Consider the following 25,165-nt stretch of genomic DNA (forward strand, 5'->3'; position numbering starts at 1 on the left):
ACCGATCTATGCCCACGTGGCATGATCTCAAAAGCGGTTCTCGTATAGTCGAGAGCCGCTTTTCTTTCATCGTGGTATAAAACAAATGTTCGTGATACACTAGAAGGAGTGAAAGAGGAAAACAAGGACGGATGAAAATATGAACAAATTGATCAAAGAAAAGCTGTCAGTCTTACCTGATCAACCAGGCTGTTACTTAATGAAAGATAGACAAAATACAATCATTTATGTGGGAAAGGCAAAGGTATTAAAAAATAGGGTCCGCTCTTATTTTACAGGATCTCATGATGCCAAAACGCAGCGGCTTGTCAGTGAAATCGAAGACTTTGAATACATTGTCACCTCTTCAAATATTGAGGCACTTATTTTAGAGCTGAATTTAATCAAAAAATATGACCCGAAATACAATGTCATGCTCAAGGATGACAAAACGTACCCTTTTATTAAAATTACGAATGAACGTCATCCTAAGCTGGTTGTCACCCGCAATGTGAAAAAGGATAAAGGGAAATACTTCGGTCCATATCCGAACGTACAAGCAGCAAGAGAAACGAAAAAGCTGCTCGACCGTTTATATCCACTTAGAAAATGTGCGACACTCCCTGACCGAGTCTGCCTTTATTATCATCTTGGACAATGTCTTGCTCCGTGTGTGTATGACATTTCTGAAGAAACGAATAAACAGCTCGTCGACGAAATCACAAGATTTCTAAACGGAGGACATCAGCAAATCAAGAAAGAATTAACAGAGAAGATGCAAGAAGCGGCCGAACAATTAGAATTTGAGCGGGCAAAAGAACTGAGAGATCAAATCGCATACATTGACTCAACGATGGAAAAGCAAAAGATGACGATGAGTGACTTATCCGATCGTGATGTGTTTGCCTATGCTTATGATAAGGGCTGGATGTGTGTCCAAGTCTTCTTCATCAGACAGGGGAAATTAATCGAACGTGATGTCAGCCTATTTCCGATGTATCAAGACCCTGAGGAAGAATTTCTCACGTTTATGGGGCAGTTTTATGAAAAGAACAACCATTTTCTGCCGAAAGAAATTTTGGTGCCGGACAGCGTTGATCAAGAGTTGATTGAGCAATTGCTTGAAACGAATGTTCATCAGCCGAAAAAAGGAAAGAAAAAGGATTTGCTTTTACTTGCCCACCAAAACGCCAAAATTGCTCTCAAAGAAAAGTTCTCGCTTATAGAGCGTGATGAAGAACGGACAATTGGTGCAGTGGAGCAGCTTGGCGATGCACTCAATATTTATATGCCATACCGGATTGAGGCGTTTGATAACTCCAATATCCAAGGAGCAGACCCCGTATCCGCTATGGTTGTCTTCCAAGACGGGAAGCCGTATAAAAAAGAGTACCGAAAATACAAAATTAAAACCGTTGAGGGGCCCGATGATTATGCTTCCATGCGTGAAGTCATTAGAAGGCGGTATACCCGGGTGTTAAAGGATGAACTGCCGCTTCCTGACTTGATTTTAATCGATGGAGGAAAAGGACAGATCAACGCAGCCATAGATGTGCTCGAAAATGAATTAAATCTGTCTGTTCCTGTGGCAGGTCTAGTGAAAGATGAAAAACACAGGACATCGAATCTTATGATGGGTGATACGCTTGAAATTGTTGCGCTCGAACGGAATAGTCAGGCCTTTTATTTATTGCAGCGTATTCAAGATGAAGTGCACCGATTTGCGATTAGTTTTCACCGGCAGCTGCGCGGGAAGAATGCATTCCAGTCTATTCTAGACGATGTCCCAGGTATCGGGGAAAAGCGCAAAAAGCAGTTGCTGAAACATTTTGGCTCTGTGAAAAAGATGAAAGAAGCCTCTATCCAGGATTTTCAGGACGCTGGTATTCCGAAACAAACGGCTGAACTTTTAATGGAGGCATTAAAAAAATAGATTGTACTTTTTCCAAAAGTCTGTTAAGATGTGACTAATTTAATAAATGAACGTGTTGTTTGTTGAAGATAGAGGTGCGAACTTCAAGAGTAAGCCTTCAGAGATCGAGGGGATCTAGGAAGAGGGCTGAAAGGGGAGCGTCGCCGAAGTGAATAAAATCCACTCATTTTATTCGCTGGCTGTACATTGAAGAAATGTAGGGCTGTCAAGAATGTATTTCTTGGAGGGCTATCTCATTGTTTGCATCGTTTGATGATGATTTTAAAGCAATGGGAGATTTGTTCTCTCATTGCTTTTTTATTTGCAGTGCAGAGAGCAGTCTCCGCAGCCTCTTCTCTCACACGTGATCTTTTGAAAAAGGGTGGTAGACATGGGACTAATTGTACAAAAATTTGGTGGAACATCTGTTGGATCGACAGAAAAAATTCGCAATGCCGCAGAGAGAGTCATCGCTGAACGCGAGGCAGGAAATGATGTGGTCGTGGTTGTGTCTGCGATGGGCAAATCAACGGATGTTCTAGTAGACCTAGCGAAAGAACTCACAGATGATCCAAGCAAAAGAGAAATGGATATGCTACTGACAACTGGTGAGCAGGTGACCATTTCATTATTAGCGATGGCGCTCCAAGCAAAAGGTTATGATGCCATTTCCTTTACAGGCTGGCAAGCTGGGGTGAAAACAGAGAAGGTGCACGGAAATGCAAGAATCGTGGACATCGATGAAGCAAGAATCAAAGAAGAACTGAGTGCGGGAAAAGTCGTCGTTGTAGCAGGTTTCCAAGGAATTGCGGATGATCTACATATTACAACACTTGGGCGTGGTGGATCAGATACGACAGCAGTGGCACTAGCTGCGGCACTCAAAGCGGACAAATGTGATATTTATACGGACGTACCAGGTGTGTTTACAACAGATCCTCGTTATGTACCGTCTGCGCGAAAACTTGCAGGAATTTCATACGATGAAATGCTTGAGTTAGCCAATTTAGGAGCAGGTGTGCTGCATCCGAGAGCGGTCGAATTTGCGAAAAATTATCAAATCCCACTAGAAGTCCGTTCTAGTATTGAAAATGAATCGGGTACGTTAATTGAGGAGGAATCATCCATGGAACAAAATTTAGTTGTAAGAGGCATTGCATTTGAAGATCAGATGACACGCGTGACGGTATGCGGCCTTTCAAGCGGTTTAACAACGCTATCGACGATTTTTACGACACTTGCGAAGCAAAATATCAATGTCGATATCATTATTCAGTCTGTCACAAACACCAATCAGACCTCCATCTCTTTCTCTGTGAAAACGGATGATTTGTCTAAAACAGTTGAAGTATTAGAAGAATACAAAGGTGCGCTTGGTTATGAGCAGATTGAGACAGAAAGCAAATTAGCCAAAGTATCTATCGTTGGCTCTGGTATGGTCTCAAACCCAGGCGTTGCGGCTGAAATGTTCGCTGTGTTAGCTCAAAAAGACATTCAAGTGAAAATGGTCAGTACGTCTGAGATCAAAGTCTCAACAGTCGTTGATCGTGAAGATATGGTGAAAGCGGTAGAAGCCCTTCATGATGCGTTTGAATTATCAAAGGTGAGCGCCGCTGCTCATTCTTAAATCTTCAAAAGAGGTGTATTCCGTAAAAAGATACACCTCTTTTTTATATTGGAAATCATCAGCATATGAAGAAAGAAAAACATGCGTAAACCGGTACGCCAACTGTGCTATGATAGAAGGGCATATAAAAAAGGCGTGACACGAAGTCCTCGCCTTTCATAAGCAGTGTTAGCTAGGGTCTCTTAAATCCCATTTAACGGTTAAAATGACTTTATCAGCACGCTTTTTTACTTGTTCATAGGATTCAGCCACGTGCTCATTGAGAAGCTGAATCTGTTCAGCGATAAAACCTGCTTCCATTTGAAAGCATGGCTCCTTTTGATAGCTGAGTCGATTCGATACAAGTGGACCTTCGAGCTCAAACTCAATTTCCTGTTTTTTAGAATGGACCATCGTGAGAGTTCCCCATCCGGCATCATGGAAAAATTCGGGGATCTTTTCCCATGACTCTTGAGGAAATTTACGAGCAAGCAGTTTACCCGCAAAATACATCATAGATGAATGATCCTGACCAAGAATGTCAGGCAGCAGAACTTCGCGTATCAGCTCGTAGGCAAATCCATTGACTTCAATTTCTTTTAGCTGTTCTAAGTTAGATTCGAATTTATTCATTGTATGGCTCCCCTCTTTCAACAATTTATTATAGCTTATGTGGGCATATGATGACAGAGTTTTCCCTGAAGTCTAAGAAATTCTTATTGTAGTAAAACGAATTTTGATTTAAAACTTTTAAATTTCGGAAAATTTTAATTTATGTACGCGGTTTCTTGACGCTTTTTTGACATAGGAGTAAAATGAAATTGTCAATAAATTTGAATAAAGTGCTTACAATTGAAAGAAGCGGGGGTAAGACAATTTTCAAGCAATTGCACTTTTTTTACTAGGGGGTAAAGTAATGTCGGGGAACAAAGAATTTTTTTATCGGAGATTGCATTCTTTGCTTGGCGTCATTCCGGTCGGTCTATTTTTAGTACAGCACTTAGTGATTAACCACTTTGCGACGAATGGACCAGAGGCGTTTAACAAAGCTGCACACTTTATGGAACAGCTTCCATTCAGATATGCACTTGAGCTGTTCGTGATTTTCTTACCACTGATCTATCATGCTGTTTATGGGGTGTACATAGCCTTTACGGCACAAAACAACACGTCTCGCTTCAGTTACTTAAGAAACTGGTTGTTCAGACTGCAACGGATTACAGGTATCATCACATTGATTTTTGTCACTTGGCACGTATGGGAAACACGCATTCAAGCGCAGCTTGGGGCTGAAGTAAACTATGACATGATGGCGAATATTTTAAGCTCTCCATTTATGCTAGGTTTCTATATTGTCGGCGTTTTATCTACTATTTTCCACTTTGCTAATGGCTTGTGGTCATTTGCTGTCAGCTGGGGAATTACAGTTTCACCACGCTCACAAAGAATCTCCACATATGTGACATTAGGTATATTTATAGCGCTTTCATATGTAGGGCTAAGAGCAATTTTCGCTTTTGTTTAAGAGGAAATAGATTAGTAGAAGAGGGAGAGGGGCTACAATGAGTAATTCTAGCATCATCGTTGTCGGAGGCGGCTTAGCTGGTCTCATGGCAACTATCAAAGCAGCAGAAGCGGGAACAGCTGTTAAACTATTTTCAATCGTACCTGTGAAACGTTCGCATTCTGTTTGTGCACAGGGCGGAATTAACGGAGCGGTCAATACAAAAGGTGAAGGAGATTCACCTTATGAGCATTTTGATGACACGGTATATGGCGGAGACTTTTTAGCTAACCAGCCGCCAGTAAAGGCAATGTGTGAAGCAGCGCCGTCCATTATCCACTTACTTGATCGTATGGGTGTAATGTTTAACAGAACACCAGAAGGATTACTGGACTTCCGCCGTTTCGGGGGAACACAGCACCACCGTACAGCATTTGCTGGTGCGACAACAGGTCAGCAGTTATTATATGCACTAGATGAGCAGGTTCGCCGCTATGAAGTAGCAGGGCTTGTGACGAAATATGAAGGCTGGGAATTCCTTGGCGCTGTCTTAGATGACGAGGAAGTATGCCGAGGCATTGTCGCACAGAACTTGACGACAATGGAAATCGAATCCTTCCGTTCAGATGCTGTCATCATGGCAACAGGCGGTCCTGGTATCGTATTCGGTAAATCAACGAACTCCATGATTAATACCGGATCAGCTGCATCGATCGTTTATCAGCAAGGTGCTCATTATGCTAATGGAGAATTCATTCAAATTCACCCAACAGCGATCCCAGGAGATGACAAGCTGCGTCTCATGAGTGAATCAGCTCGTGGTGAAGGTGGACGTGTTTGGACATATAAAGACGGAAAACCTTGGTACTTCCTAGAAGAAAAGTACCCAGCATACGGAAACCTTGTACCGCGTGACATTGCAACGCGTGAAATTTTCGACGTATGTGTGGAGCAAAAGCTTGGCATCAACGGAGAGAACATGGTGTATCTAGACCTTTCTCACAAAGATCCAAAAGAGCTTGATATTAAGCTTGGTGGAATCATTGAAATCTATGAAAAATTCATGGGTGATGACCCGCGTAAGCTTCCGATGAAAATTTTCCCGGCTGTTCATTATTCAATGGGCGGATTATGGGTTGATTATGATCAAATGACGAATATCAAAGGCTTGTTTGCTGCAGGAGAATGTGATTACTCTATGCACGGCGGAAACAGACTTGGTGCAAACTCATTGCTTTCTGCGATTTACGGCGGAATGGTTGCAGGACCAAATGCTGTGAAATACATTAGCGGTCTTGAAAAGTCTGCAGAAGATTTATCATCTGCAACATTCGACAGTGCCGTGAAGAAAGAGCAGGAGAAATGGGACAACATCCTTAGCATGGATGGCACAGAAAATGCATATGTGCTTCATAAAGAGCTTGGAGAATGGATGACGGACAACGTGACAGTGGTTCGTTACAACGAGAAGCTCTTAAAAACAGATCAGAAGATTGAAGAACTGATGGAGCGCTATAAGCATATTAACATCAACGATACAGCTTCATGGAGCAACCAAGGCGCTGCCTTCACGCGTCAGCTTGACAACATGCTTCAGCTGGCACGTGTCATTACGATTGGGGCTTACAACCGGAATGAAAGCCGAGGCGCACACTATAAACCGGAATTCCCAGAAAGAAACGATGAAGAATTCCTAAAAACAACGATGGCTACGTTCAAAGGGAAAAACCAAAAACCTGCATTCCACTATGAGGACGTCGATGTATCGTTAATTGCACCTCGTAAACGAGATTACTCGAAGAAAAAGGTGGAGAAATAAGATGAGTGAAAAAAATACGATTCAATTTATTATCACACGTCAAGATACAGCAGATGGCAAGCCTTATGATGAGGAATTCGAAATCCCTTACCGTCCGAATATGAACGTCATTTCCGCACTCATGGAAATCAGACGTAACCCGGTCAATAAAAAAGGTGAAAAAACAACGGCGATCAACTGGGACATGAACTGTCTTGAAGAAGTATGTGGCGCTTGTTCCATGGTCATTAATGGAAAGCCTCGCCAGTCATGTACAGCACTGATTGATCAGTTAGATCAGCCGATCCGTCTTCAGCCGATGAAAACTTTCCCGGTTGTGAGAGACTTGCAGGTTGATCGAAGTCGTATGTTCAATTCATTGAAAAAAGTCAAAGCATGGGTGCCAATCGATGGCACATATGATCTTGGACCTGGACCAAGAATGCCTGAGAAAAAGCGTCAATGGGCGTATGAGCTTTCAAAGTGTATGACATGTGGTGTCTGCCTTGAAGCTTGTCCAAACGTGAATGATAAGTCTTCCTTTATGGGCCCTGCACCGCTTTCACAAGTTCGTCTATTTAACGCACATCCGACAGGTGCAATGAATAAGTCTGACCGTTTAGAAGAAATTATGGGTGATGGCGGTCTTGCAAACTGCGGGAACTCTCAAAACTGTGTGCAGGCTTGTCCGAAAGGAATCCCGCTCACAACATCAATTGCAGCACTTAACCGAGATACAACATTACAAGCTTTCCGTAATTTCTTCGGAAGCGATCACGCAGAATAACATCACATTCAGTCCTCCTTGCCAATCATGATGAGTGTTTACAAGAGGCTGGATGCAATAACATAACAAACGCCTCTTCCAATACGGGAGAGGCGTTTTGTTTGCGAATAAGGAGTGGATCAAATGAGGCTGCCGTCATATATTGAAGAACCGTTTGAAGAGTGGAGGGCATCGTTTCGATTTTATGTGGAAACAACCGTCCGTTTTTCAGAAACGGATATGTTTGGTCACATGAACAATGTCACCCCATTTGTGTATTTTGAAGAGGCGCGGATTGCCTTCTTTCAAAAAACGGGAATTGTAGATAAACGAATGAAGCGTGCGCGTGAGACGATTACGGTCGTGGCAAACCTTCAATGTGATTACATCAAGCAAGTGGAAATCGGTGAGAGGCTGCGTGTGTATGTAAAGCCAGAAAAGGTTGGGTCAAGCTCTCTCATCCTTCATTATTTAGGAGAAAATGAACAGCAAGAACCGTGTTTTACAGGCTCAGTCACGATGGTGCAAATAAGTAAAGACACCGGTGCCCCTGTACCGTTTACAGAAGAGGAAAAAGAGACTTTTCAGGCCCAGCGACATTAAAGAATCACGGTCACATGTTTCATTTTGTTATAATAAAAGAATCATAATGAAGAAGAAACAAAAGGAGAGCACATGAAGATTTTTCAATACGACACCATTGATAGTACAAATAATGAAGCGAAAAGGCTTATTCAGCAAGGAGAAACCCCTTCTTTTGCCGTATATGCCCGGCAGCAGACAGCAGGGAGAGGCAGGCTTGGCAGACCGTGGGAAACGCCTACAGGGAATGTAGCTGTCACGATGACAGTAAAACCGCCAGTAGATATCTCCACCCAATCAACGATTGCCCCGCTGACGGCACTCGCCATTTATGATGTACTCAAACCACTCATGAGAGCAGAGGATCAACTGGCAATCAAATGGCCAAATGATCTATTGATTAATGAAGCGAAAGTATCTGGCACATTAATTGAAGCAGACCGGAGCGCCATTTACATCGGTGTGGGCATCAATGTAGAGACAAAGCCGGAGCGCGTTCCGTATAAAACCGTTTGCCTATCAGAACTGACTGAGGTGAAAGCGGACCAGCTAGTGAAAGATTTGGCAGCGGCCTTTGAAAAATACCATGCACGCTGGCAAATGGAAGGATTTGAAGCCCTCACTGCCCTTTATAACAAACGATTATATCGGCTAAATCAACCGCTTCGTATTTCATTAGATCGTGAAAAGCAAACATGGCAGGAAGGGATTTGCTGTGGTGTGAACCGATATGGTCATATTCAGTTAAAAGATGATCAAGGACATATAAAAGCCCATTCAGCAGGAGATATTGATGCACCGCCCAAGTAGACAATTTCTCGTTCGATGAGTGTGTAGACAAACCGTTGCATTCGATGTTAGAACGGATTGCTTTAAGATCTTCACACTGAAAAAAAGACAAAGAGCTAAAATCAGTTCATTTTAGCTCTTTGTCGACAAGATGACGTCTCATTTATGCTTCTCTTTTTATTTGAGGTTGAACCATGTAGTCTTGTTTTGTAAAGACCACTCCATCTAGAATTTCTCTTGCGGTTCGAATGACTTTCACTCTGTTTTGTGAGATATCAATTTCAGTTTGCATAATACCAGCAGGATGACCAATTCGAAGTGTATCATCTTGACCTTGAAACAGCTGTGCCGGAAGCGTTTGATCCATGAAACAGCTGGCTGACACACAGACAGATCCGGTAATGGCAAGTGCTTGGTGCGGTCTTTGCATCGATAGCATCCGAACGATGATGTCCATATCTGCTGCTCTTCTCAATATTCCATTTGTATCTACATAATCAGCAGGCTCGCTAATAATTGCAAGCTTAGGAACAGCTGGAGACTGTAATGTGGCCAGTTCTTTTGGTGCGAAGTGACACATTTCAGCAGCGATGGAACGAATCTCTTCTAAATCATCCAGCAATTCGTCTGTAAACTCCTCAGGCAATTCAGTTCCTTTTAATTGAATATCTTTGGCACGGACAAAGGCGATTGGATTTGCAATGTCAACGATTGAGATCGGAATTTCTCCAAACTTTGTCTGGATCGTATCCATTTTGTTTCCAGTCGGAAAGGTTTTACCTGTGACAGCGCCTTCAGGTTTCTCAAAGGATAAATAAATGGGAGAACCTGTTCCTTTCACTCCTGGAATTTCTGCCTGTCCTTCAAATTTTACTTCTCCGTTCTCGACTTCTACCTCTGCCACAATGATTTTATTCGTGTTGGTATTCAGAATACGTACCGTTGTGACAGGTTCAACTGCTTGGACAAGTCCTTTAATGATGGCATACGGTCCAACTGCTGATGAGATATTCCCACAGTTTCCTTTAAAGTCGACAAATCTTTCATTGATGCTGACTTGTGCAAACGTATAGTTCACATCCACATCTGGACGAGTGGCTTTATCGATAATGGCCACCTTACTTGTTAAAGAATTACCGCCCCCGATTCCATCAACTTGCAGCCGGTCAGGGCTGCCCATAATGTCTAATAGAAATGCTTCGAGCTCATCGTGTTCGTAAGGTGCATCATTTGCTTGAATGAAGACCCCTTTGCTTGTACCGCCTCGCATGATTGTGATTGGAACTTTTCTCATTGCTCTCACCCTCAATTGTTTAGTTACTATTTATCTAATCAAAATGGTAAAGTATAATAAGAAATAAGTTAAATACATTATTTTAAGAGAAACTGATAAAATATTTTTATAACAAGGTCAAAAGGAGGGCACACAATGGATGAGAAAGATTGGCGGTTTTTAAAGGTGCTATATGAAGAGAAGAACATCACAAAAGCGGCAGAAAAATTATTTGTATCGCAGCCTGCCTTAAGTTATCGATTGAAACAGCTTGAAGAGGAATTTGACATGAAGCTTTTCTTTAAAAGAAAGCGAGGCATTGAATTTACATCAGAGGGCGAATACTTGGCTAAATACGCAAATGACATGCTCAAGCAGCTCCAGCAAACGAAAGATGGCATGCTCAATATGCAAAAAAAGGTCAAAGGAACGATCAGGTTAGGGGTGTCGAGTAACTTTGCTCAATATAAACTGCCGGAAATTTTAAGAGAGTTTTCTAAGCAGTATCCACATGTTCAATTTATGGTGAACACAGGATGGAGCACAAAAGTCATGGATTTATTAGGGACATCAAGTGTACATTTAGGGATTTTAAGAGGAGATTACGACTGGAATGGAGAGCGATTTTTGCTTGATAAAGAACGCCTTTGTATCATTTCAAAATCAGAAATACAGCTAAAGGACCTTCCGAAACTGCCGCTCATTGACTATCACACGGATAGTTCATTAAAACGATTGATTAACAGATGGTGGCAGGAGACGTTCACGATGCCTCCGCTTGTGACAATGGAGACAGACAGGCAAGATACATCAAAAGAGATGGTGAAGCATGGTTTAGGTTATGCCATTGTCCCGGAAATTTGCCTCAGACCAAGTGATGAGCTATTTGTAAAAGGTCTTTCGTATAAAGATGGACAGCCTGTTTTAAGAGATACATGGCTCATGTACCAGCCGGATTCCCTTCATTTGTCTGTTGTGAAAGCATTCATTGAGTTTTTAAGAAGTCAGCAAGGCTAATTATAAAAAAAATTTATTGAATAGGCGAAAAAATCGATATTTTCATTATAAAAAAAGCTATTATATCCTTGAAATAGAAAGCGCTAACATTTCGGGCCGCAAGTGCAAAAGGGGCGCTTGTGGATCGTGTACAGAAGAGGATGGAGGGATATGAAGTGCTAGCTATTTTAGGGATCTTGATGGTCGTGACTTTTACATTTCTTATTATGACAAAACGTATGCATCCGGTGGTGGCTCTAACCGTTGTGCCAATCATCTTTGCATTAATCGGTGGATTTTACAGCGGATTAGGGGACATGATGCTTGATGGACTCAAGACCGTTGCACCATCGGCTGCTTTATTGTTATTTGCCATCTTATTCTTCGGTGTCATGCTGGATGCTGGATTGTTTGACCCGTTGATCAAACTGATTTTACGCCTTGTGAAAGGCGATCCGGTCAAAATTGCTTTTGGGGTAGCGATTTTGTCTATGCTTGTTGCATTAGATGGTGATGGAACGACAACGTACATGATTACCGTATCAGCTATGCTGCCACTTTTCTTAAGAATTGGGATGAACCCACTGATTTTAGGGACGATTTCATTATTATCACTAGGCATTATGAGTGGAATGACGCCTTGGGGCGGTCCAGCTACTCGTGCGATTGCTGCACTTGGTTTAGATGCAGCGGAATTCTTCATTCCATTACTCCCGACGATGATAGGGGGCGGTCTTTTTATCCTTTTTACAGCGTATGTTCTTGGAAAAAAAGAACGGAAGCGCATTGGGGTTGCCGAGATTCAGTATAAAGAAGAGGTCTCGATCTCTCCTGAATTGGCGGCATCAATTGAAGATGGCGTTGCAGATATGAAGAGACCAAACTTGATTTGGGTTAACTTCTTCCTGACGATTGCTGTCATGGTAACACTTGTATTGGATATCGTACCGATTCCTGTACTCTTTCTCATTGGCTTTGTCATTGCGCTTATGATCAACTATCCAAAAGTTGAAGATCAGCGTGAGCGGATTTTATCGCATGCAGGAAATGCCTTAACGGTCATTACCCTTGTGTTTGCAGCAGGAATTTTCACAGGCATTTTTTCGGGAACAAAAATGGTGGAGTCCATTGCTAACTTGGTCATTTACATGATTCCAGATTCATACAGCTCATTTTTTCCACTCATTGTCGCTTTGACGAGTATGCCATTTACATTTGTTCTTTCAAATGATGCGTATTATTTCGGGGTGCTGCCAATCTTAGCTGAAGCCGGCGCAGCTTACGGAATTGATCCAGTAGAAATTGCGCGCGCCTCTATTATCGGACAGCCTGTCCATTTGCTGAGTCCGCTTGTCGCTTCAACATTACTGCTTGTGAGTATGCTGAATAAAGATATTGGTGATTTGCAAAAGTACGCACTGCTATGGACCGTACTCACAGCCCTGTTTACAACACTTATTGCTCTTTTAACAGGAGCCATTTCGATATTTTAACAGCTTGTTTGATCAAGGACGATGTCTCTATAGGGGACTCGTCCTTTTTTGTGCGAATTGAAGGGGAGGAAATTGGACGCTCATCTGCGGGAATTCTCGATTTTAACGTCACCTACCTCAAGTACCCGGCATATGATATCTCGACTATACAGAATCCCATTCTATAGAGACTAGAGCTCTCACCTTAGCAAGGAGGGTTACAATACTTGAAGGAGAAAGAGTTTCAATCCAAGCCGCTATTAACCAAAAGAGAAAGAGAAGTATTCGAATTGCTCGTCCAAGATAAAACAACAAAAGAAATTGCAAGCGAGCTTTTTATTAGCGAAAAGACTGTTCGAAATCATATTTCGAATGCTAAGCATACCTTTTACAAATTAATTCCTCGAATAAACAAAATAACTCCAAAAGTCATATGTTAATAAGTTACACAAAAGGATTATAATTGAATCATAAGAAGTAATTACTTGTGTATTAGAGCAAAAATTCATACTTCTGCGACAATTTCCGACAACATTTTTTTGTACTTCATGATAAATTTAACAATGGTAAGGTGATCATATATGACAAGTACAATCGCGAAAGACTTACGGACACATTTAAGAAACTCAATTGAAATGTCTAAAGAAAGTCAAAAACAAGTTGCAGCAAAACTTGGTATAAGCAGTAGTTATTTAAGTAAATTTTTAAATGGCAAGGATGTCTCGTTCTGGATTGTTCATAAGATCATTAATCACATTGACAAAGCGAACGAAATTGAACTTATTTTGAATTATTTTAAAGAAGGCATTAGTTCTAAAAATATTCCTGCTGCTTTGGAATATTGTTATTCCAAACAGTTGTACGATTATACAAGTGTTATTGCACGAGAGTATAAAAGCAAAAGGAATCCCAAAACTCAAGAGTTATGTTCTTTATATTCACTAATGATTGAGTCGAGATTTAAATTTGAAAGGAATGCTTTTTTAGATAACTTGAGAAATTTTAAAACAACATTTTTGGAAACTGAAATCATGGTGAAGGTCTTACAAGTTTATTACTATTACTTGAATGGTCTTTATGATTTAACCATTTATACTATTGATCAAATAAATGACTTGTTGTTTCAGGTTAGTGACCCGTTTCTAAAAATGGCATACGGTGCTAGATTAGATGAAATTCAGGTTAACATTTACCTAAAGCAAAAAACAGAATTAATCCAATCAAGAAAAATAGCTAACAGAATTTTGGATAGAAATTTCAGTACGGCTCACAATATAACTGCTTATCATATTTTAGGTCTATCTTATTTTCTGGAATCCTATGAACACTCAATATCTTATTATCTTAAATGTATTGACCTTTATTCAAAATTTCCTGATAGACAGGCCGAAATAGTTGAGAATAAAGAAGAAATTGCTTTTCTTCAAAAATACTGGAATAAAAGAATTAATGATGAATTTGCAGAAGTGAGTGAATTTACCATGTTATTAAAACATGATGGAGATTTAAGCAAATATTATAAAGATGAGAGATATCATAAATATGCGCTTCTTTTTGATGGAATAAAAGAATCTTCATCAGAAAAATTGCTATTATCACATCATTATTTTTCAAAAAGCAAAGATTATTTCAGGGCAAGTTTCCCAAAAAATGAATTGAATAGAATTGGATTTAGGTATACACTCTAAGAGTTAGGGGGTGCTATACATGACTAAACGTTTCAATGTAATTGTTTTAACAGTTACACTAGGAGCAACAATAGTTGTTTCAGAAATTCACTCACTTATCACTAACAACCCAGAAACAATATATGAAACAAAAGATGTAAGACCGGGAATGTAAATATAAGATGTTAAAAAGACGCTACCATAATCAGGTATCGTCTTTCGTGTTTTCTGGGGAAGTTTCCTGTTTTCAAAAAAAACGAAAACAGGAAATTATTCTAAATATTTCTAATATGGATTAAAATATAAACAGAACAAATGTTCCTTGGAGGGAAGAGAAATGGCTATAAAATATGAAGAATTAATGGAAATCTTAGAAGCAACAAAAAAAGAAGATCAAAATCAATCCTCTTCAGGTGAATCGTCTTCTAAAAATTTAGCCTTAGAAGCTCTGTAATTTTTAAGGGCATCTAACATGAAATTACGTTCATCTTCTGTTATTTGTTTGCCATCTGCATCTATAATGTTTGCATTTTTGATATTCTCAAGAGTTAGTTCTTTCGCGAAAACTACTTTCTCAGCTTCTTTACCCATTTTTTCAATGTCCCTCGAATCCGTTACAAAGTAAGTGGGATCAACATTGAAAAAATCTGCGAGTTTTGTCAAAGCTTCCAAAGAAGGTTTTTTAATTTTTCCCGTTTCAAGTTTTGATAAGTAGCCGTTACTTAAACCAACTTCATCAGCAAGTTTTCTGATAGACAGCTTTGGCTTTTGTTCTTCTCTTAGTCTTTTTAAGTTTATTCCGATTAACTCATTTTTCTTGTTATCCATAAAATAAAGTCACCTCGATTTAACGCTACTGATTAGTAACAACAACTTTAATTATATCATGTTTAAGATTCCTATAAGAAACATTTATGAAATTTATGGTTGCACTTAAAGTAGAAGGATGGTATATTTTACTTGTGCTTCCTAAAGGAAGCGTTTGGAGGTGAAAACAATGGACCGCGAAACTGTTTCTTTTGCAGAAAAAATCAAAAAAATAAGGTCAGAAAGAAATGAAACTCAACGTCAATTCGGCTTGGTTACAGGGTTTTCTAGTTCTTATATTTGCAAGTTAGAAAAAGGAAAAGCTAACCCGTCTCACTCTTCTTTAGTTAAATTAAGCGAAAAACTAAATTTGCCACCAGCTTATTTTTTTTAAACTGAGTGCTTCCTGTAGTAAGCAAAATTCAAAGGGTAGTCCCTCCGTCCACATTGCATATTATGTTTCGAGGTGATCTTTATGGCTAAGAACAAGAAAAAGAGAAAAAGCAACCTGTTCGTTGGGGAAGTTTTCTTTGGGGAAGAAGACAGAGAAAAACTTTTTACTGAGGCTGTGGCACCTTATTACACACCGGTAAAAAAAGAAAAGAACAAAAAAACTAATGAGGCTTGAAACTTTTGTTTCACCTTTTTTTAAAGGACAAGCTAAACACAAAAAGAGGTGATTAAAACATGGCTAAATATAGACATGTTCACACGACTTTTTGGCAAGATCCAAAAGTCACGGAAGAACTGACACCAGAAGACAGATACTTTTATTTGTATCTTATTACAAACCCAAACACCACTCAAATAGGAATATACCCAATTACCAAGAAACAAATGGCTTTTGATTTAGGGTACTCGATTGAGTCGGTCAATAGCTTGATGGATCGCTTCGTAAATCACCACAAACTGATACTTTACAACAATGACACAAGGGAAATGGCAATAAAGAATTGGCCTAAATACAACTTGAATAAAGGTGGAAAGCCAATATTAGACTGTGTCACTAAAGAATTGAGAGAGGTTAAAGATAAATCTCTCATGAATGTACTTTATCCAAAAATCGAGAATACCAGCATTAGAGAAGTGTTTGAACGATACGCCGACGATACGTTGCACGATACGTCAACGACAAGCGGACAAAAAGAAAAAGAAAAAGAAAAAGAAAAAGAAAAAAAAGATATATTGTCGGGAAACCCGACTGCTGATGAATCAGAATCAGCTATTCCTTTCAAACTCATAACGGATCTTCTAAATCAAATGTCTGAGAAAAATTATCGTCACACAACACCAAAGACACAGCAACTAATAAAAGCAAGATGGAACGAGGGATTCAGGTTCGATGATTTTAAAAAGGTCATCTTAGCAAAATGTTTTGAATGGCGTGATAACCCTGACATGAGTAAATTCCTTCGTCCCGAAACGCTTTTCGGAACAAAATTCGAAGGTTACTTAAACAACAGTGATGAGGTGATAAAGCGTGCACAGCATAAAGGCGGTGGCAGCCGAAGACATAACCAACAAAATGACCTTCCATTCTGAATACTGCAACAAGCACACATACACTCGTGGTAGTGAAGATATTGTAAAACCTGTCCGAATGATGGTGATGAATGGGAAAGTTATTTGCCCTCGATGTGAGCTGGAAGAAGATTCAAAGAAATTGCAAAAAGACTTAGAAAGTCAAATTGAATATAGCCAGCGGCAGAAAAAATTTAACACGTTGGAAAAACGCAGTATGTTTAGGGATCGAACTGTCTCACAAGCAACATTTGAAAATTACAATGTTGCTGAGCCAGAAGAGACCAAGAATAAAAAACGAATGATTAATCTTGTTAAACACTTGCAACAAGGTGAAGTGTTCAACATATTTTTGCAGGGCCATCCGGGAGTGGGGAAGAGTCACCTTGCATATGCAGCACTTAAAGAACTTAATGTGCCTCCTGATCCCGACAATCCTAAAGACAAAGGTCGATCCTGCTTGTTTATCAATATGGAAGATGCTGCTACGGCAATTAAAGATTCATTCAGCAACAAAGAGAGCAAGTACACAGAAGCGTATGTGACTCAGTTGATGGGGGAAGCCGATTATCTCGTGATAGATGACATCGGTGCAGAAACAGGGTCAGAACATTCGGATAGTAAAGCCAGTGATTTCATTCATCGTCTCATCTATAAAGTAACATCTGCTCGGCAGGGTAAAGTGACGATTTATACAACAAACCTCACTAGCGAAAAGCTGTATCAAATGTATGACAGCAAGCTAGTATCACGCATCACCCAAAAGCAGCAATACATCATTTTTAAAGACACATCGGACAAGCGTAAAGAAGTATTGCCGTTCTAGGGGGTGTAAAACATGAGCAAAATCACATCTGAGAAGGTTGATAGTTTAATAGATCAAAGGAGGCACGCTGAATATGAAAAAAGGCGGCAGAAAACCAACACGTTCCGAAAGAAAAATCCTAGTAGTGAATGGGTTGAACCCTCGTTACTGGTACGTGGAAAAGAATCTGGCAGCATCCATGCATATTGTGCATAAAGAGGTTGGGCGAAGAAAGGAAATTGCAAAGTGAGCGCTACTAGAATCATATTAGAAGATTTCAATTTTGAATGGACGATTGTTGGCCTTAAACGATTTTTGGATTACTGGTACGAAGGCAGGTCTTTGAGTGAAATGGCCGAGCTGTTTCGCAGGCCAGAAGAAGAAGTGTTAATGCTGATGATTGATTTTAGCAAACGAGGAAAGATCAAAGAGCGTCCGAACGGTGTCGGCGCAAATGATCCTATGTACATCAAAAAGAGCGTCATGATGGCGAAGAAGCGAGAATTACGCAAGTTGTTTGAAGATCAACCCGTTTACTACGCCTGCCCGTCCAGCGACTTCATATGGGATGAAAAAGACATCATTTTATTTAGAGAAATGTGGCAGAACCATGAGCCGATCAGACACATTGCAAACCGTCTGGCCCGCAATGTCGATGAAATTCTGCTGCTGATTATAGATCAAGCCGAGTTAGGCAAGATCGAACCACGTAAAGGCGGCGCGCTAGGAAAGGAGTACAAGCAGCATGAAAAGAAAAAGCATCCTGTTGCCATTTGAGAAAGCAACGGCAAGACAACTCGAAGTCATCGCGAGATATGAAGATTGTTCGAAACGGATCAAGGCAGCAGCTGTGCGCCACCTCAAACAGAGGGGAGGCATCAAGTAATGACCAGTGATGATAGAGCTTTAATGATCGAATGGTTGAGCCTCACGAACGTTGGGCGAGATTATTGTGAGGGCTTATCAGACGAAGAACTCGAAAGAATCTATAATCTTAACGTTCCGCAACGTGATGAATAAAAGGAGGTGAGCATATTGGAAACTGTAGTGAATCCATACAAAGCAGGTCCAGTGAAAGCGTGGGTTATGTCAGAGGATGAACTAGAAGCATATAGGCAGCAGCACCCACCAAAACCATATAAAAAGAGACTCAAACGTAAAGACTGGCGTTGGCAGCGCACAGATCAATCCGTCGAGTCTCAGCGGTAAGAATTCACATCAGTTAAATGTGAGTAATTAAGCTTAGGAACCTTAATTATATCACATTGGAGTGAAGATTGTGAATAGACCGCAGACTATCTCATTAACAAAAAACGAGCCTTTCACAACATTAGTTGAACAAGGCAAGGTACAAGTGATCGTGCTGGACGGGATCAACAACACAGCGCATTACATAGAGGCTCCCGAACACGGTCACACAATCATTGAAACGATTAAAGGAAGTTTTGACCGAGTTAGATTTGATTTCAGTTATAAAACTAAACGATAGCAGGGGTTCATCCCCTGCGGGGGAGGAAATACCATGAATTTACCTAAACATATCGAGCTTTCACAGGCGGTCAAAGCCTGCAAAAACAAAGCGATGACGATTGATGATGCAGCTGCTCATCTAGGCGTACCAAAATTTTTTGTAGCGGTGCTTGCTGATAGTTGCCCTGACTTGATCATTGAAGGGAACGTCGTCATGGCAAAGCGCGAGTCAAACGGACCTGTCATCTTCACTCTGCTGGCTTTCATGGGGATTATTGCTGTCGCAGGGTTGATGGGAGGACTTGGACAATGAAGAAGCAGGGATTTATTTCCCTGCTAGTGTTGGAATTACTTTAATTGCAATCATCGTGATACAAACTGAGGCTAGAAAAGTAATTAAAAGATTTTCAGATTTATTTTTAGCCATTGAATTCACCACCTTTTTACAAGAATAAACGTATTATACACTATAAAATAGAACTTGTGTTCGTATTTTGAAAATAAATTTGAGGAAAGACTTAGGAGGAAAAAATAATGAACCTTGAAAAAAATATTAAAGATGTTATTGCACAACAATTAGAAAATGGAATCGTTGAAAATCTTATCTCTGAGCAATTGAAACAAGGCGTTTCAAAAGCGCTTGAAGACTTGTTTTCTTCATACGGTGGAGAAGCAAGGAAAGTCATTGAAAACAAGTTGAAAAGTGTAATTGTTCCTTACCTTGAAACTTACGATTACTCAGAATACATCACCAAGCTGGATCATGTGCTAGTCGAAACAATAAAAGAAGCATCATTTGATAACCGCAAACTGCTTGAAAACTTCAAGAATTTAATGATCGAAGAAAAAGAGAAAACAATGAAACTATCCGATCTCTTTGAGAAATGGAAAGAGTATGTAGCGAAGAAAGTAGAAACTGACGGGCTTGAAGTTGAATTTGATGATGGACCAGAGTATGAGGCGGTTGAGGTTAGAGTTGAAGTGGAACGGAATGAAGACAGATCATGGAGCATCTTTGAACACGCTACAATTTTCTTTGAATGTGAGCATGACGAAAAAATGAATTTTGAGGTGCCAATTTCTCTCTATAAAAGAGATGAGCAATGGGATCTTCAATATAGATCAAACAAAGAATTGAAGTCGCTGAGACATCTAAATGACTTTGAAATCTTGCTAATGAGATTAAGTCAAAACAGTGTGAAAATCGATCTTGATATTGAGTATGAAGATGATGAAGTGACGCCGAATGAAGAGCCAGAACCGACTTTTGGATAGGAGAAAACATATGAAACTTAATAAAAAACAACAGCTGAAGAAGAAATGATACTGATTATTAATGGCAGCTTGATATAAATAAAAAAGAGGGAGTTTTCCCTCTTTTAAAAGTAATATTCATACAATTGTTTCGTACCAGCAACGTTCATATTTTCCATACCATACACCTTTCCAAGATCTTGCACCTTTTAAGTACCATGTATGGATGCCATCGTTATAGATTGCAGGAATTGCATTTCTTGAATAGAATGGGCCATCTTCCGTCGTAGTACAATGTTTCCATTGTTCAGTAGGAGTAGCAGCTTCTGCTTGTGCAGTAAAAAAAGTAGATGAAGAAACTAGCAAAGCGAGTGATAGAAATGAACTTGCGATTACTTTTTTAATTCTCATAGTACAACTCTCCTTTAAGTTCGGGATAATAGTCTTGCAAGTTTAATAATACTATATATTCAAAATTAATCCATATAAAAATTTATTTAACTTATATGGGAATTAATAATGGGGGAATCTAAATGAAAAAACTACTAATCACACTAACTATTATTATTGCGGCGGTGCTTTATGCGCCGTCTGCTGCGGCAGTAACTAGCGGATATAAAACAATTGGAGGGCATACAGTCAGCGTATCAACTGACGCCAATTCATACACACCGAGAGCCAAAAGCATTGATGTTACAGCTCGAAAAACGAGATCTGAAACAGTTTACTATCGCTTCACCCTTCAAAAGAAGGTGAGCGACAAATGGAAAGATCAGTGGTTTAGTCTCGTTGGATCGTTTAAGACCGCCACACCTGCAAAAGAGTTTTACATCGTCAATCACACTGCTCGCACGCACCGTATCAAAATGACGATCTACAGAAACAAAAACTGGACAGGCGTTAAGGGTCATATCTACACGCCAGCTTTCGAGGTGTGGAAATGAAGCAGTTGAACCTTGGAGACATTCTAGAAGATTTTTGCGGAGAAGAAAGTATGGGGAAATACCTAGTTGCACGGCTATATTTCGGGGGAATGTTCGGGTATAAATATATGTTAGTTAGTCTATATGGTGATGGTGTTGCAAATGGATTTCACGATAGTCTACAGGAATTACAAGAACATCCGTACCTCAAATCAATGGTGCATGTGAAAGGATTGGAGGTAGCGGAATGAATCAGTATAGGGTTTATGACAAAAGAACAGATGAAACATTGTTTGAGTCTAAAGATAAAACAGCTTGTTATTTTTTCATACAAAGCAACTATGACGAGAGTGACGATGATTGGGAACATATTTTCATAGGTACAATTTAATAAGTCCAAGACGGAGAGCCTGCGGACACTGATCAACACCTTTTAAGGGTACTGGTTGGTGTCCGTTTTTTATTTGTCTGAACGGAGGATGAACATCAAGAAGGGAAACCAAAAACGAACGCATGTGCATACTGTGATCACTAGTACGCCTTATTAGGGTTAAATAGATTGCGGAATGAATGAGCAAATCGGTTAAAACGATTAAGAACAAAGAATCTTGATTAAAGAGAATGCATAAGATAACATCGGGAGATTTAATATTAATGAGATAAAAAGAAGCGAGGATTAGCAATTTCATCTAATGAAATTTTAAATTAGTATATATCTCTTAAAGGGTGTCTATGTTAAGAGGAAGTGCAGTTTAATAATTAAGTGTTATCGAACGATAACGGATGTTGACTCAGTGTAACATGTGATTTAATATTATTCTTATAGAAAGGTGATCAGGATGTGATGAATTGAGGGTTAGTCAAAATATCGCACCTCCAGATGCGGTGAAACGTGTAATACATTCATTAAAAGAAGCTAAAACAAATGAAGGAAGAATTATTGTTAGGATAACTCGAAAGACTGAGGAGTTTTTAGGGAAGATTGGGTGGAAGGAAATACATATTAAGCAAGAGTTAAGTGAATTGACACTTAAAAACTACTCAAACGGACCAGAGAATAACCAAGGGAATTCTGGAACAAAAAAAGGACAGATATGGGTATTCGGAAGAAAAATAAAAAACTTTAATGTTTATATTAAGTTACACTTGGTTCCTTTAGAAGGGAAAGAAACTAGGTTTGTTTGTATTTCTTTTCATGAAGAAGAGGCAGATGCAAAAAAGCTTAAATTTCCTTATATTGATTATCAAGACTAATCGGAGGTGAATTTATGCTAGTTCAACATTTTTGTCCAGAATGTTTAGAAGACAGAAACTTTAAAGAAGTTTTTGAAGAAGTAGACTTTAAAGTTAAAGAAGAAGAAATAACTATAAAGTGCAGATATTTACAGTGTGAGATCTGTAATGAAAAAATTACAGATCCTGATAACCCAGATGAAAATATTGAAAAAGCATTTGATATTTATCGTACTAATAAAAAATTGCTACATCCAGATGAGATAGTCGATATTAGAGAAATGTTTGGTTTGAGTCAAAGAGATTTTGCTAAAATTTTGGGTTGGAGTCATGCTACAGTATCCCGATACGAAACAGGTGCCCTGCCTGGTAAGACACATAGCAATTTTTTGAAATCCATAAGGAAATATCCTCCATTATTGTTAGATCTGGCAATTGAAAACAGAGACTCTTTATCAGATGAATTAGTTGAGCGCATAGAAACTATAATTCAACAATTACAAGAACAATCAGCTTCGCATCAAGAGAATACAATTTCACTTCCTAAAGACCTTTACGATGAATTAATTCAAAGGTCTATTGAGAACAATACAGATGTCAATTCAGCTGCTATATCCATTTTAACTAAATCCTTAACAGAAACTTATTCTGAGACAAATTATAATGAAATTTTATCTAGATTAACGTCAATAGAACGTAAATTGGCTAGGGCGCAAATTTATTCTCCTGCTGTAAATGATGGACTAGAAAGAACCATTAGACATAGAAGAGAAAATAGAGAATCTAGAGAAAGAGAAAATACCCTATATGCTAATAGAATATTTAATATAATTGATCATTCTCATAAGAGTGCTCTAAAGTCTACTCATTTAACTAAAGAATATGAAGATCTACTGGAGGTTTATTAATGAGTGTTTTAAATAAAGACTTAAAAGAAGTAGACAAAATTATTAATAATAATACAAACTTATTAAAAAAAGCAGAAACTATAATACAGTATAATATTGACAGTAAATCAGGGCCTGATGAGATACTTGATTCATTAATGATTTTAGGAGGACAAAAATTTGCTAAGGTATTGTTTTTTTCTATAATCAAATCATCGAATAATGATGTTATATTTAATGAAGAAGATATTGATGGGGTTTCGGAAAAATTAATTCTAGAATTAACTTATTTTAAAGCAAAGTTTGAACCAAAATTAAGCAACTTAATAGCTTTAGAGCGAAACGAACATGCCTGGAAGTCTCTAGAGAAAAACATTACTTATGACGTTTCTAATAATACCTATTTAGAATTTAAAATAATTAAAGTTAATGATGAAAAAATTTATATTAAAGATACTATTTCAGCTTCAATAGGTCTAATTAAAGAAATGATTGAATCTATAGATAACAGTTATGATGTATCAAAAATATCTGAAGATGAGCTACTAAATATAAGAGAAAACTATAAAGAATTAATAAAAGTAAGTAAATCTGTTAAAAGCAAATTGAAAATTGAATAGTTGAAAGCTATTAAATTAAACCGAAAAATAGATTGTTTATGTACTACATAAATTAATATATAGTCCAAGACGGAGAGCCTGCGGACACCGATCAACACCTTTTAAGGGTGCTGGTTGGTGTCCGTTTTTTATTTGTCAGAACTGAGGGTGAGCATGAAGAAGGGGAAAATAAAAAAACAGCCGCAGAAGCTCACTGACAGAGATTTAAGAGAGTTGATTGGGCAAAACATACAGTGGTTAAAAAGAGCCAAAGGTGGGGCAATGAGCAGAAAATAAAGGGGGAATTATCATGAATCAAACAAGTTTAAACATTCCTCAGATCGACGAGGAAAAAACAAGATTCAAAATGGAAAAGATGATGGAAAAATATAAAATGCTTAGGTTGCAAACGCCGGAAGACTTTCTCCCAAAAATCACTACAACATATACCATTACGCCGCCTAGTTTCTCAAATCAGTTTCATTCATCGACCGAGGATGCAGCCCTTAAAAAAATGGATTGGGAGCTTGAACGGGAAAAATACATGAAGCGAATTGAAAGGGGCATTAATCGTCTTACACAAAGAGAGCGTCGCATCTTGGTCATGCTTTACATGCAAGACGAAGAAATGTTTGATTATGAGATTTACGCAGATATGGGCATCAGCCAGCGGAACTATTACCGATTCAAAAATAAAGCCTTTTACCGTTTAGCTTTCGCACTTAGAGAAGAAGTGTACAAGGGGGACAAATCATGAATTTTGTTCAGCCGATAAGAGACTTTGAAAAGGTGAAGCAAATGAAGGCTTATTTAAAAAGGAAAAATAAAAGAAATTATATATTATTCATATTGGGGATCAGTACAGGCTTAAGGATATCTGATATCCTCAAGATCAAAAAAGAAGATTTGCTGAAAACACATCTGGTCCTCAGAGAAACAAAAACAAAGAAGCAAAAGAGAATTCGTATACCGCCATCAGTTAGAAATGAATTGATTGCGTATGCTAAGAACCTTAAAGACGGTTCATACGTGATCAAAAGCAGGCAAGGGGAAAACAAAGCTATAGATAGATCGGTGGCATATCGCATTCTTAGAGAAGCTGCTGAACAAGTGAACATTACTGAAATAGGCACGCACACATTAAGGAAGACCTTCGGTTACCATTTTTATAAACAGACAAAAGATGTGGCCATGCTGCAAGAAATATTCAATCATGCCAGCCCGGATATCACATTGAGATACATTGGAATTAACCAAGACAACATGGATTCCGCAATGATGAAGTTTAAGATATAATTTTTTTAGATATATCTGCACCAAAA

General features: G+C 39.0%; 36 protein-coding genes and 1 riboswitch. Of the genes, 32 read left to right on the forward strand and 4 right to left on the reverse strand.

Annotated features, from left to right (window positions below; all coding sequences use genetic code 11):
* The first annotated feature begins 139 nt into the window (after window positions 1-139).
* Both uvrC and ES896_RS06645 read left to right on the forward strand, forming a co-directional pair.
* Window positions 140-1,912: an excinuclease ABC subunit UvrC gene (gene uvrC / locus ES896_RS06640; RefSeq protein WP_135226589.1), complete on the forward strand. Its 1,773-nt coding sequence runs from the start codon at window positions 140-142 to the stop codon at window positions 1,910-1,912.
* A 61-nt stretch (window positions 1,913-1,973) separates the two neighbouring features.
* Window positions 1,974-2,151, forward strand: a riboswitch (Lysine riboswitch).
* Window positions 2,152-2,282: 131 nt separating this feature from the next.
* Window positions 2,283-3,518 carry an aspartate kinase gene (locus ES896_RS06645; protein ID WP_135226590.1) on the forward strand — a complete coding sequence of 412 codons (1,236 nt, stop codon included), beginning with the start codon at window positions 2,283-2,285 and terminating at the stop codon, window positions 3,516-3,518.
* Window positions 3,519-3,686: 168 nt separating this feature from the next.
* On the opposite strand, the gene ES896_RS06650 is transcribed toward ES896_RS06645, so the two are convergent.
* On the reverse strand, window positions 3,687-4,130 hold the full coding sequence (locus ES896_RS06650; protein WP_008345974.1) for a YslB family protein: 444 nt from the start codon (window positions 4,128-4,130) through the stop codon (window positions 3,687-3,689).
* Between the two features lie 283 nt (window positions 4,131-4,413).
* Here ES896_RS06650 and ES896_RS06655 point away from each other — a divergent pair, with 283 nt between their 5' ends.
* The 5 genes from ES896_RS06655 (at window position 4,414) to ES896_RS06675 (ending at window position 8,957) form a co-directional block, all read left to right on the forward strand.
* Window positions 4,414-5,022: a succinate dehydrogenase cytochrome b558 subunit gene (locus ES896_RS06655; RefSeq protein WP_007501622.1), complete on the forward strand. Its 609-nt coding sequence runs from the start codon at window positions 4,414-4,416 to the stop codon at window positions 5,020-5,022.
* Window positions 5,023-5,059: 37 nt separating this feature from the next.
* Complete coding sequence (gene sdhA, locus ES896_RS06660; protein ID WP_008345971.1) at window positions 5,060-6,820, forward strand: succinate dehydrogenase flavoprotein subunit; 1,761 nt, start codon at window positions 5,060-5,062, stop codon at window positions 6,818-6,820.
* A gap of 1 nt (window position 6,821) precedes the next feature.
* Window positions 6,822-7,586 (forward strand): succinate dehydrogenase iron-sulfur subunit, encoded by a 765-nt coding sequence (sdhB, locus tag ES896_RS06665; RefSeq protein ID WP_017358239.1) that lies wholly within the window; start codon window positions 6,822-6,824, stop codon window positions 7,584-7,586.
* Between the two features lie 123 nt (window positions 7,587-7,709).
* The gene (locus ES896_RS06670) at window positions 7,710-8,168 is read left to right on the forward strand and encodes an acyl-CoA thioesterase (protein ID WP_007501614.1); all 459 of its coding nucleotides are present in this window, start codon (window positions 7,710-7,712) and stop codon (window positions 8,166-8,168) included.
* Window positions 8,169-8,240: 72 nt separating this feature from the next.
* Window positions 8,241-8,957 (forward strand): biotin--[acetyl-CoA-carboxylase] ligase, encoded by a 717-nt coding sequence (locus tag ES896_RS06675; RefSeq protein WP_135226591.1) that lies wholly within the window; start codon window positions 8,241-8,243, stop codon window positions 8,955-8,957.
* A 142-nt stretch (window positions 8,958-9,099) separates the two neighbouring features.
* On the opposite strand, the gene ES896_RS06680 is transcribed toward ES896_RS06675, so the two are convergent.
* Window positions 9,100-10,230 (reverse strand): 2-methylaconitate cis-trans isomerase PrpF family protein, encoded by a 1,131-nt coding sequence (locus ES896_RS06680; protein ID WP_135226592.1) that lies wholly within the window; start codon window positions 10,228-10,230, stop codon window positions 9,100-9,102.
* Between the two features lie 135 nt (window positions 10,231-10,365).
* Here ES896_RS06680 and ES896_RS06685 point away from each other — a divergent pair, with 135 nt between their 5' ends.
* The 5 genes from ES896_RS06685 to ES896_RS20390 all read left to right on the forward strand — a co-directional run bounded on the left by ES896_RS06685 (window position 10,366) and on the right by ES896_RS20390 (window position 14,519).
* Window positions 10,366-11,226, forward strand: coding sequence for a LysR family transcriptional regulator (locus tag ES896_RS06685; RefSeq protein ID WP_007501609.1), 861 nt, complete (start codon window positions 10,366-10,368; stop codon window positions 11,224-11,226).
* A gap of 155 nt (window positions 11,227-11,381) precedes the next feature.
* Window positions 11,382-12,698 (forward strand): CitMHS family transporter, encoded by a 1,317-nt coding sequence (locus ES896_RS06690; protein WP_017358236.1) that lies wholly within the window; start codon window positions 11,382-11,384, stop codon window positions 12,696-12,698.
* 206 nt (window positions 12,699-12,904) lie between these two features.
* On the forward strand, window positions 12,905-13,117 hold the full coding sequence (locus ES896_RS06695) for a helix-turn-helix domain-containing protein (protein WP_073206862.1): 213 nt from the start codon (window positions 12,905-12,907) through the stop codon (window positions 13,115-13,117).
* Between the two features lie 141 nt (window positions 13,118-13,258).
* Window positions 13,259-14,365: an AimR family lysis-lysogeny pheromone receptor gene (locus ES896_RS06700; RefSeq protein ID WP_135226593.1), complete on the forward strand. Its 1,107-nt coding sequence runs from the start codon at window positions 13,259-13,261 to the stop codon at window positions 14,363-14,365.
* A gap of 19 nt (window positions 14,366-14,384) precedes the next feature.
* Window positions 14,385-14,519 carry a hypothetical protein gene (locus ES896_RS20390; RefSeq protein WP_017358233.1) on the forward strand — a complete coding sequence of 45 codons (135 nt, stop codon included), beginning with the start codon at window positions 14,385-14,387 and terminating at the stop codon, window positions 14,517-14,519.
* A 224-nt stretch (window positions 14,520-14,743) separates the two neighbouring features.
* Here the strand turns inward: ES896_RS20390 and ES896_RS06705 are convergent, their stop codons facing one another.
* Window positions 14,744-15,172, reverse strand: a complete 429-nt coding sequence (locus ES896_RS06705; protein WP_135226594.1) for a helix-turn-helix domain-containing protein — start codon at window positions 15,170-15,172, stop codon at window positions 14,744-14,746.
* Window positions 15,173-15,341: 169 nt separating this feature from the next.
* Between ES896_RS06705 and ES896_RS06710 the strand changes: the two genes are divergently transcribed.
* From ES896_RS06710 to ES896_RS06745, 12 genes are all read left to right on the forward strand, one after another.
* Window positions 15,342-15,545: a helix-turn-helix domain-containing protein gene (locus ES896_RS06710; protein WP_135226595.1), complete on the forward strand. Its 204-nt coding sequence runs from the start codon at window positions 15,342-15,344 to the stop codon at window positions 15,543-15,545.
* A gap of 81 nt (window positions 15,546-15,626) precedes the next feature.
* Complete coding sequence (locus ES896_RS20055; protein WP_167764447.1) at window positions 15,627-15,779, forward strand: hypothetical protein; 153 nt, start codon at window positions 15,627-15,629, stop codon at window positions 15,777-15,779.
* Window positions 15,780-15,838: 59 nt separating this feature from the next.
* Entirely contained in the window at window positions 15,839-16,693 is an 855-nt protein-coding gene (locus ES896_RS06715) for a conserved phage C-terminal domain-containing protein (protein ID WP_135226596.1), read from the forward strand.
* Window positions 16,632-17,498, forward strand: coding sequence for an AAA family ATPase (locus ES896_RS06720; protein WP_240688368.1), 867 nt, complete (start codon window positions 16,632-16,634; stop codon window positions 17,496-17,498). Before ES896_RS06715 ends, ES896_RS06720 begins: the two co-directional genes overlap by 62 nt.
* Before the next feature lie 73 nt (window positions 17,499-17,571).
* Window positions 17,572-17,727 (forward strand): DUF6906 family protein, encoded by a 156-nt coding sequence (locus ES896_RS20060; RefSeq protein WP_167764448.1) that lies wholly within the window; start codon window positions 17,572-17,574, stop codon window positions 17,725-17,727.
* Window positions 17,724-18,254: a hypothetical protein gene (locus tag ES896_RS06725; protein WP_135226597.1), complete on the forward strand. Its 531-nt coding sequence runs from the start codon at window positions 17,724-17,726 to the stop codon at window positions 18,252-18,254. Before ES896_RS20060 ends, ES896_RS06725 begins: the two co-directional genes overlap by 4 nt.
* Before the next feature lie 108 nt (window positions 18,255-18,362).
* A complete protein-coding gene (locus tag ES896_RS06730; RefSeq protein WP_017358224.1) occupies window positions 18,363-18,497 on the forward strand; it encodes a BH0509 family protein in 135 nt (44 codons plus the stop codon).
* Window positions 18,498-18,503: 6 nt separating this feature from the next.
* Window positions 18,504-18,686, forward strand: coding sequence for a hypothetical protein (locus ES896_RS20065; protein ID WP_240688369.1), 183 nt, complete (start codon window positions 18,504-18,506; stop codon window positions 18,684-18,686).
* 70 nt (window positions 18,687-18,756) lie between these two features.
* A complete protein-coding gene (locus ES896_RS06735) occupies window positions 18,757-18,966 on the forward strand; it encodes an XtrA/YqaO family protein (RefSeq protein WP_035701916.1) in 210 nt (69 codons plus the stop codon).
* Window positions 18,967-18,999: 33 nt separating this feature from the next.
* Window positions 19,000-19,260: a hypothetical protein gene (locus tag ES896_RS06740; protein ID WP_135226598.1), complete on the forward strand. Its 261-nt coding sequence runs from the start codon at window positions 19,000-19,002 to the stop codon at window positions 19,258-19,260.
* A complete protein-coding gene (locus ES896_RS20070; RefSeq protein WP_167764449.1) occupies window positions 19,250-19,402 on the forward strand; it encodes a hypothetical protein in 153 nt (50 codons plus the stop codon). Before ES896_RS06740 ends, ES896_RS20070 begins: the two co-directional genes overlap by 11 nt.
* Before the next feature lie 79 nt (window positions 19,403-19,481).
* Window positions 19,482-20,222: a hypothetical protein gene (locus tag ES896_RS06745; RefSeq protein WP_135226599.1), complete on the forward strand. Its 741-nt coding sequence runs from the start codon at window positions 19,482-19,484 to the stop codon at window positions 20,220-20,222.
* A 117-nt stretch (window positions 20,223-20,339) separates the two neighbouring features.
* Here ES896_RS06745 and ES896_RS06750 read toward each other — a convergent pair whose 3' ends face one another.
* Window positions 20,340-20,612 (reverse strand): hypothetical protein, encoded by a 273-nt coding sequence (locus ES896_RS06750; protein WP_135226600.1) that lies wholly within the window; start codon window positions 20,610-20,612, stop codon window positions 20,340-20,342.
* Between the two features lie 122 nt (window positions 20,613-20,734).
* On the opposite strand from ES896_RS06750, the gene ES896_RS06755 reads away from it, so the two are divergent.
* The 8 genes from ES896_RS06755 (at window position 20,735) to ES896_RS06785 (ending at window position 25,139) form a co-directional block, all read left to right on the forward strand.
* Entirely contained in the window at window positions 20,735-21,145 is a 411-nt protein-coding gene (locus ES896_RS06755) for a hypothetical protein (RefSeq protein ID WP_135226601.1), read from the forward strand.
* Complete coding sequence (locus ES896_RS06760; protein WP_135226602.1) at window positions 21,142-21,375, forward strand: hypothetical protein; 234 nt, start codon at window positions 21,142-21,144, stop codon at window positions 21,373-21,375. Before ES896_RS06755 ends, ES896_RS06760 begins: the two co-directional genes overlap by 4 nt.
* Window positions 21,372-21,515, forward strand: a complete 144-nt coding sequence (locus ES896_RS20075; RefSeq protein ID WP_167764450.1) for a hypothetical protein — start codon at window positions 21,372-21,374, stop codon at window positions 21,513-21,515. The genes ES896_RS06760 and ES896_RS20075 overlap by 4 nt, the downstream gene beginning before the upstream one ends.
* Window positions 21,516-21,973: 458 nt before the next feature.
* Window positions 21,974-22,378, forward strand: coding sequence for a hypothetical protein (locus ES896_RS06765; protein WP_135226603.1), 405 nt, complete (start codon window positions 21,974-21,976; stop codon window positions 22,376-22,378).
* A 14-nt stretch (window positions 22,379-22,392) separates the two neighbouring features.
* Window positions 22,393-23,265, forward strand: a complete 873-nt coding sequence (locus ES896_RS06770) for a type II TA system antitoxin MqsA family protein (RefSeq protein WP_135226604.1) — start codon at window positions 22,393-22,395, stop codon at window positions 23,263-23,265.
* Entirely contained in the window at window positions 23,265-23,864 is a 600-nt protein-coding gene (locus ES896_RS06775) for a hypothetical protein (RefSeq protein ID WP_135226605.1), read from the forward strand. Before ES896_RS06770 ends, ES896_RS06775 begins: the two co-directional genes overlap by 1 nt.
* Window positions 23,865-24,153: 289 nt before the next feature.
* The gene (locus ES896_RS06780; protein ID WP_135226606.1) at window positions 24,154-24,600 is read left to right on the forward strand and encodes an ArpU family phage packaging/lysis transcriptional regulator; all 447 of its coding nucleotides are present in this window, start codon (window positions 24,154-24,156) and stop codon (window positions 24,598-24,600) included.
* Entirely contained in the window at window positions 24,597-25,139 is a 543-nt protein-coding gene (locus tag ES896_RS06785) for a site-specific integrase (protein ID WP_135226607.1), read from the forward strand. Before ES896_RS06780 ends, ES896_RS06785 begins: the two co-directional genes overlap by 4 nt.
* Window positions 25,140-25,165 lie beyond the last annotated feature (26 nt).

The organism is Bacillus sp. 005/A4HT-01/001 (genome assembly GCF_004634445.1).
In the GTDB taxonomy this organism is placed as follows: Bacteria; Bacillota; Bacilli; order Bacillales; family Bacillaceae; genus Bacillus; species Bacillus altitudinis.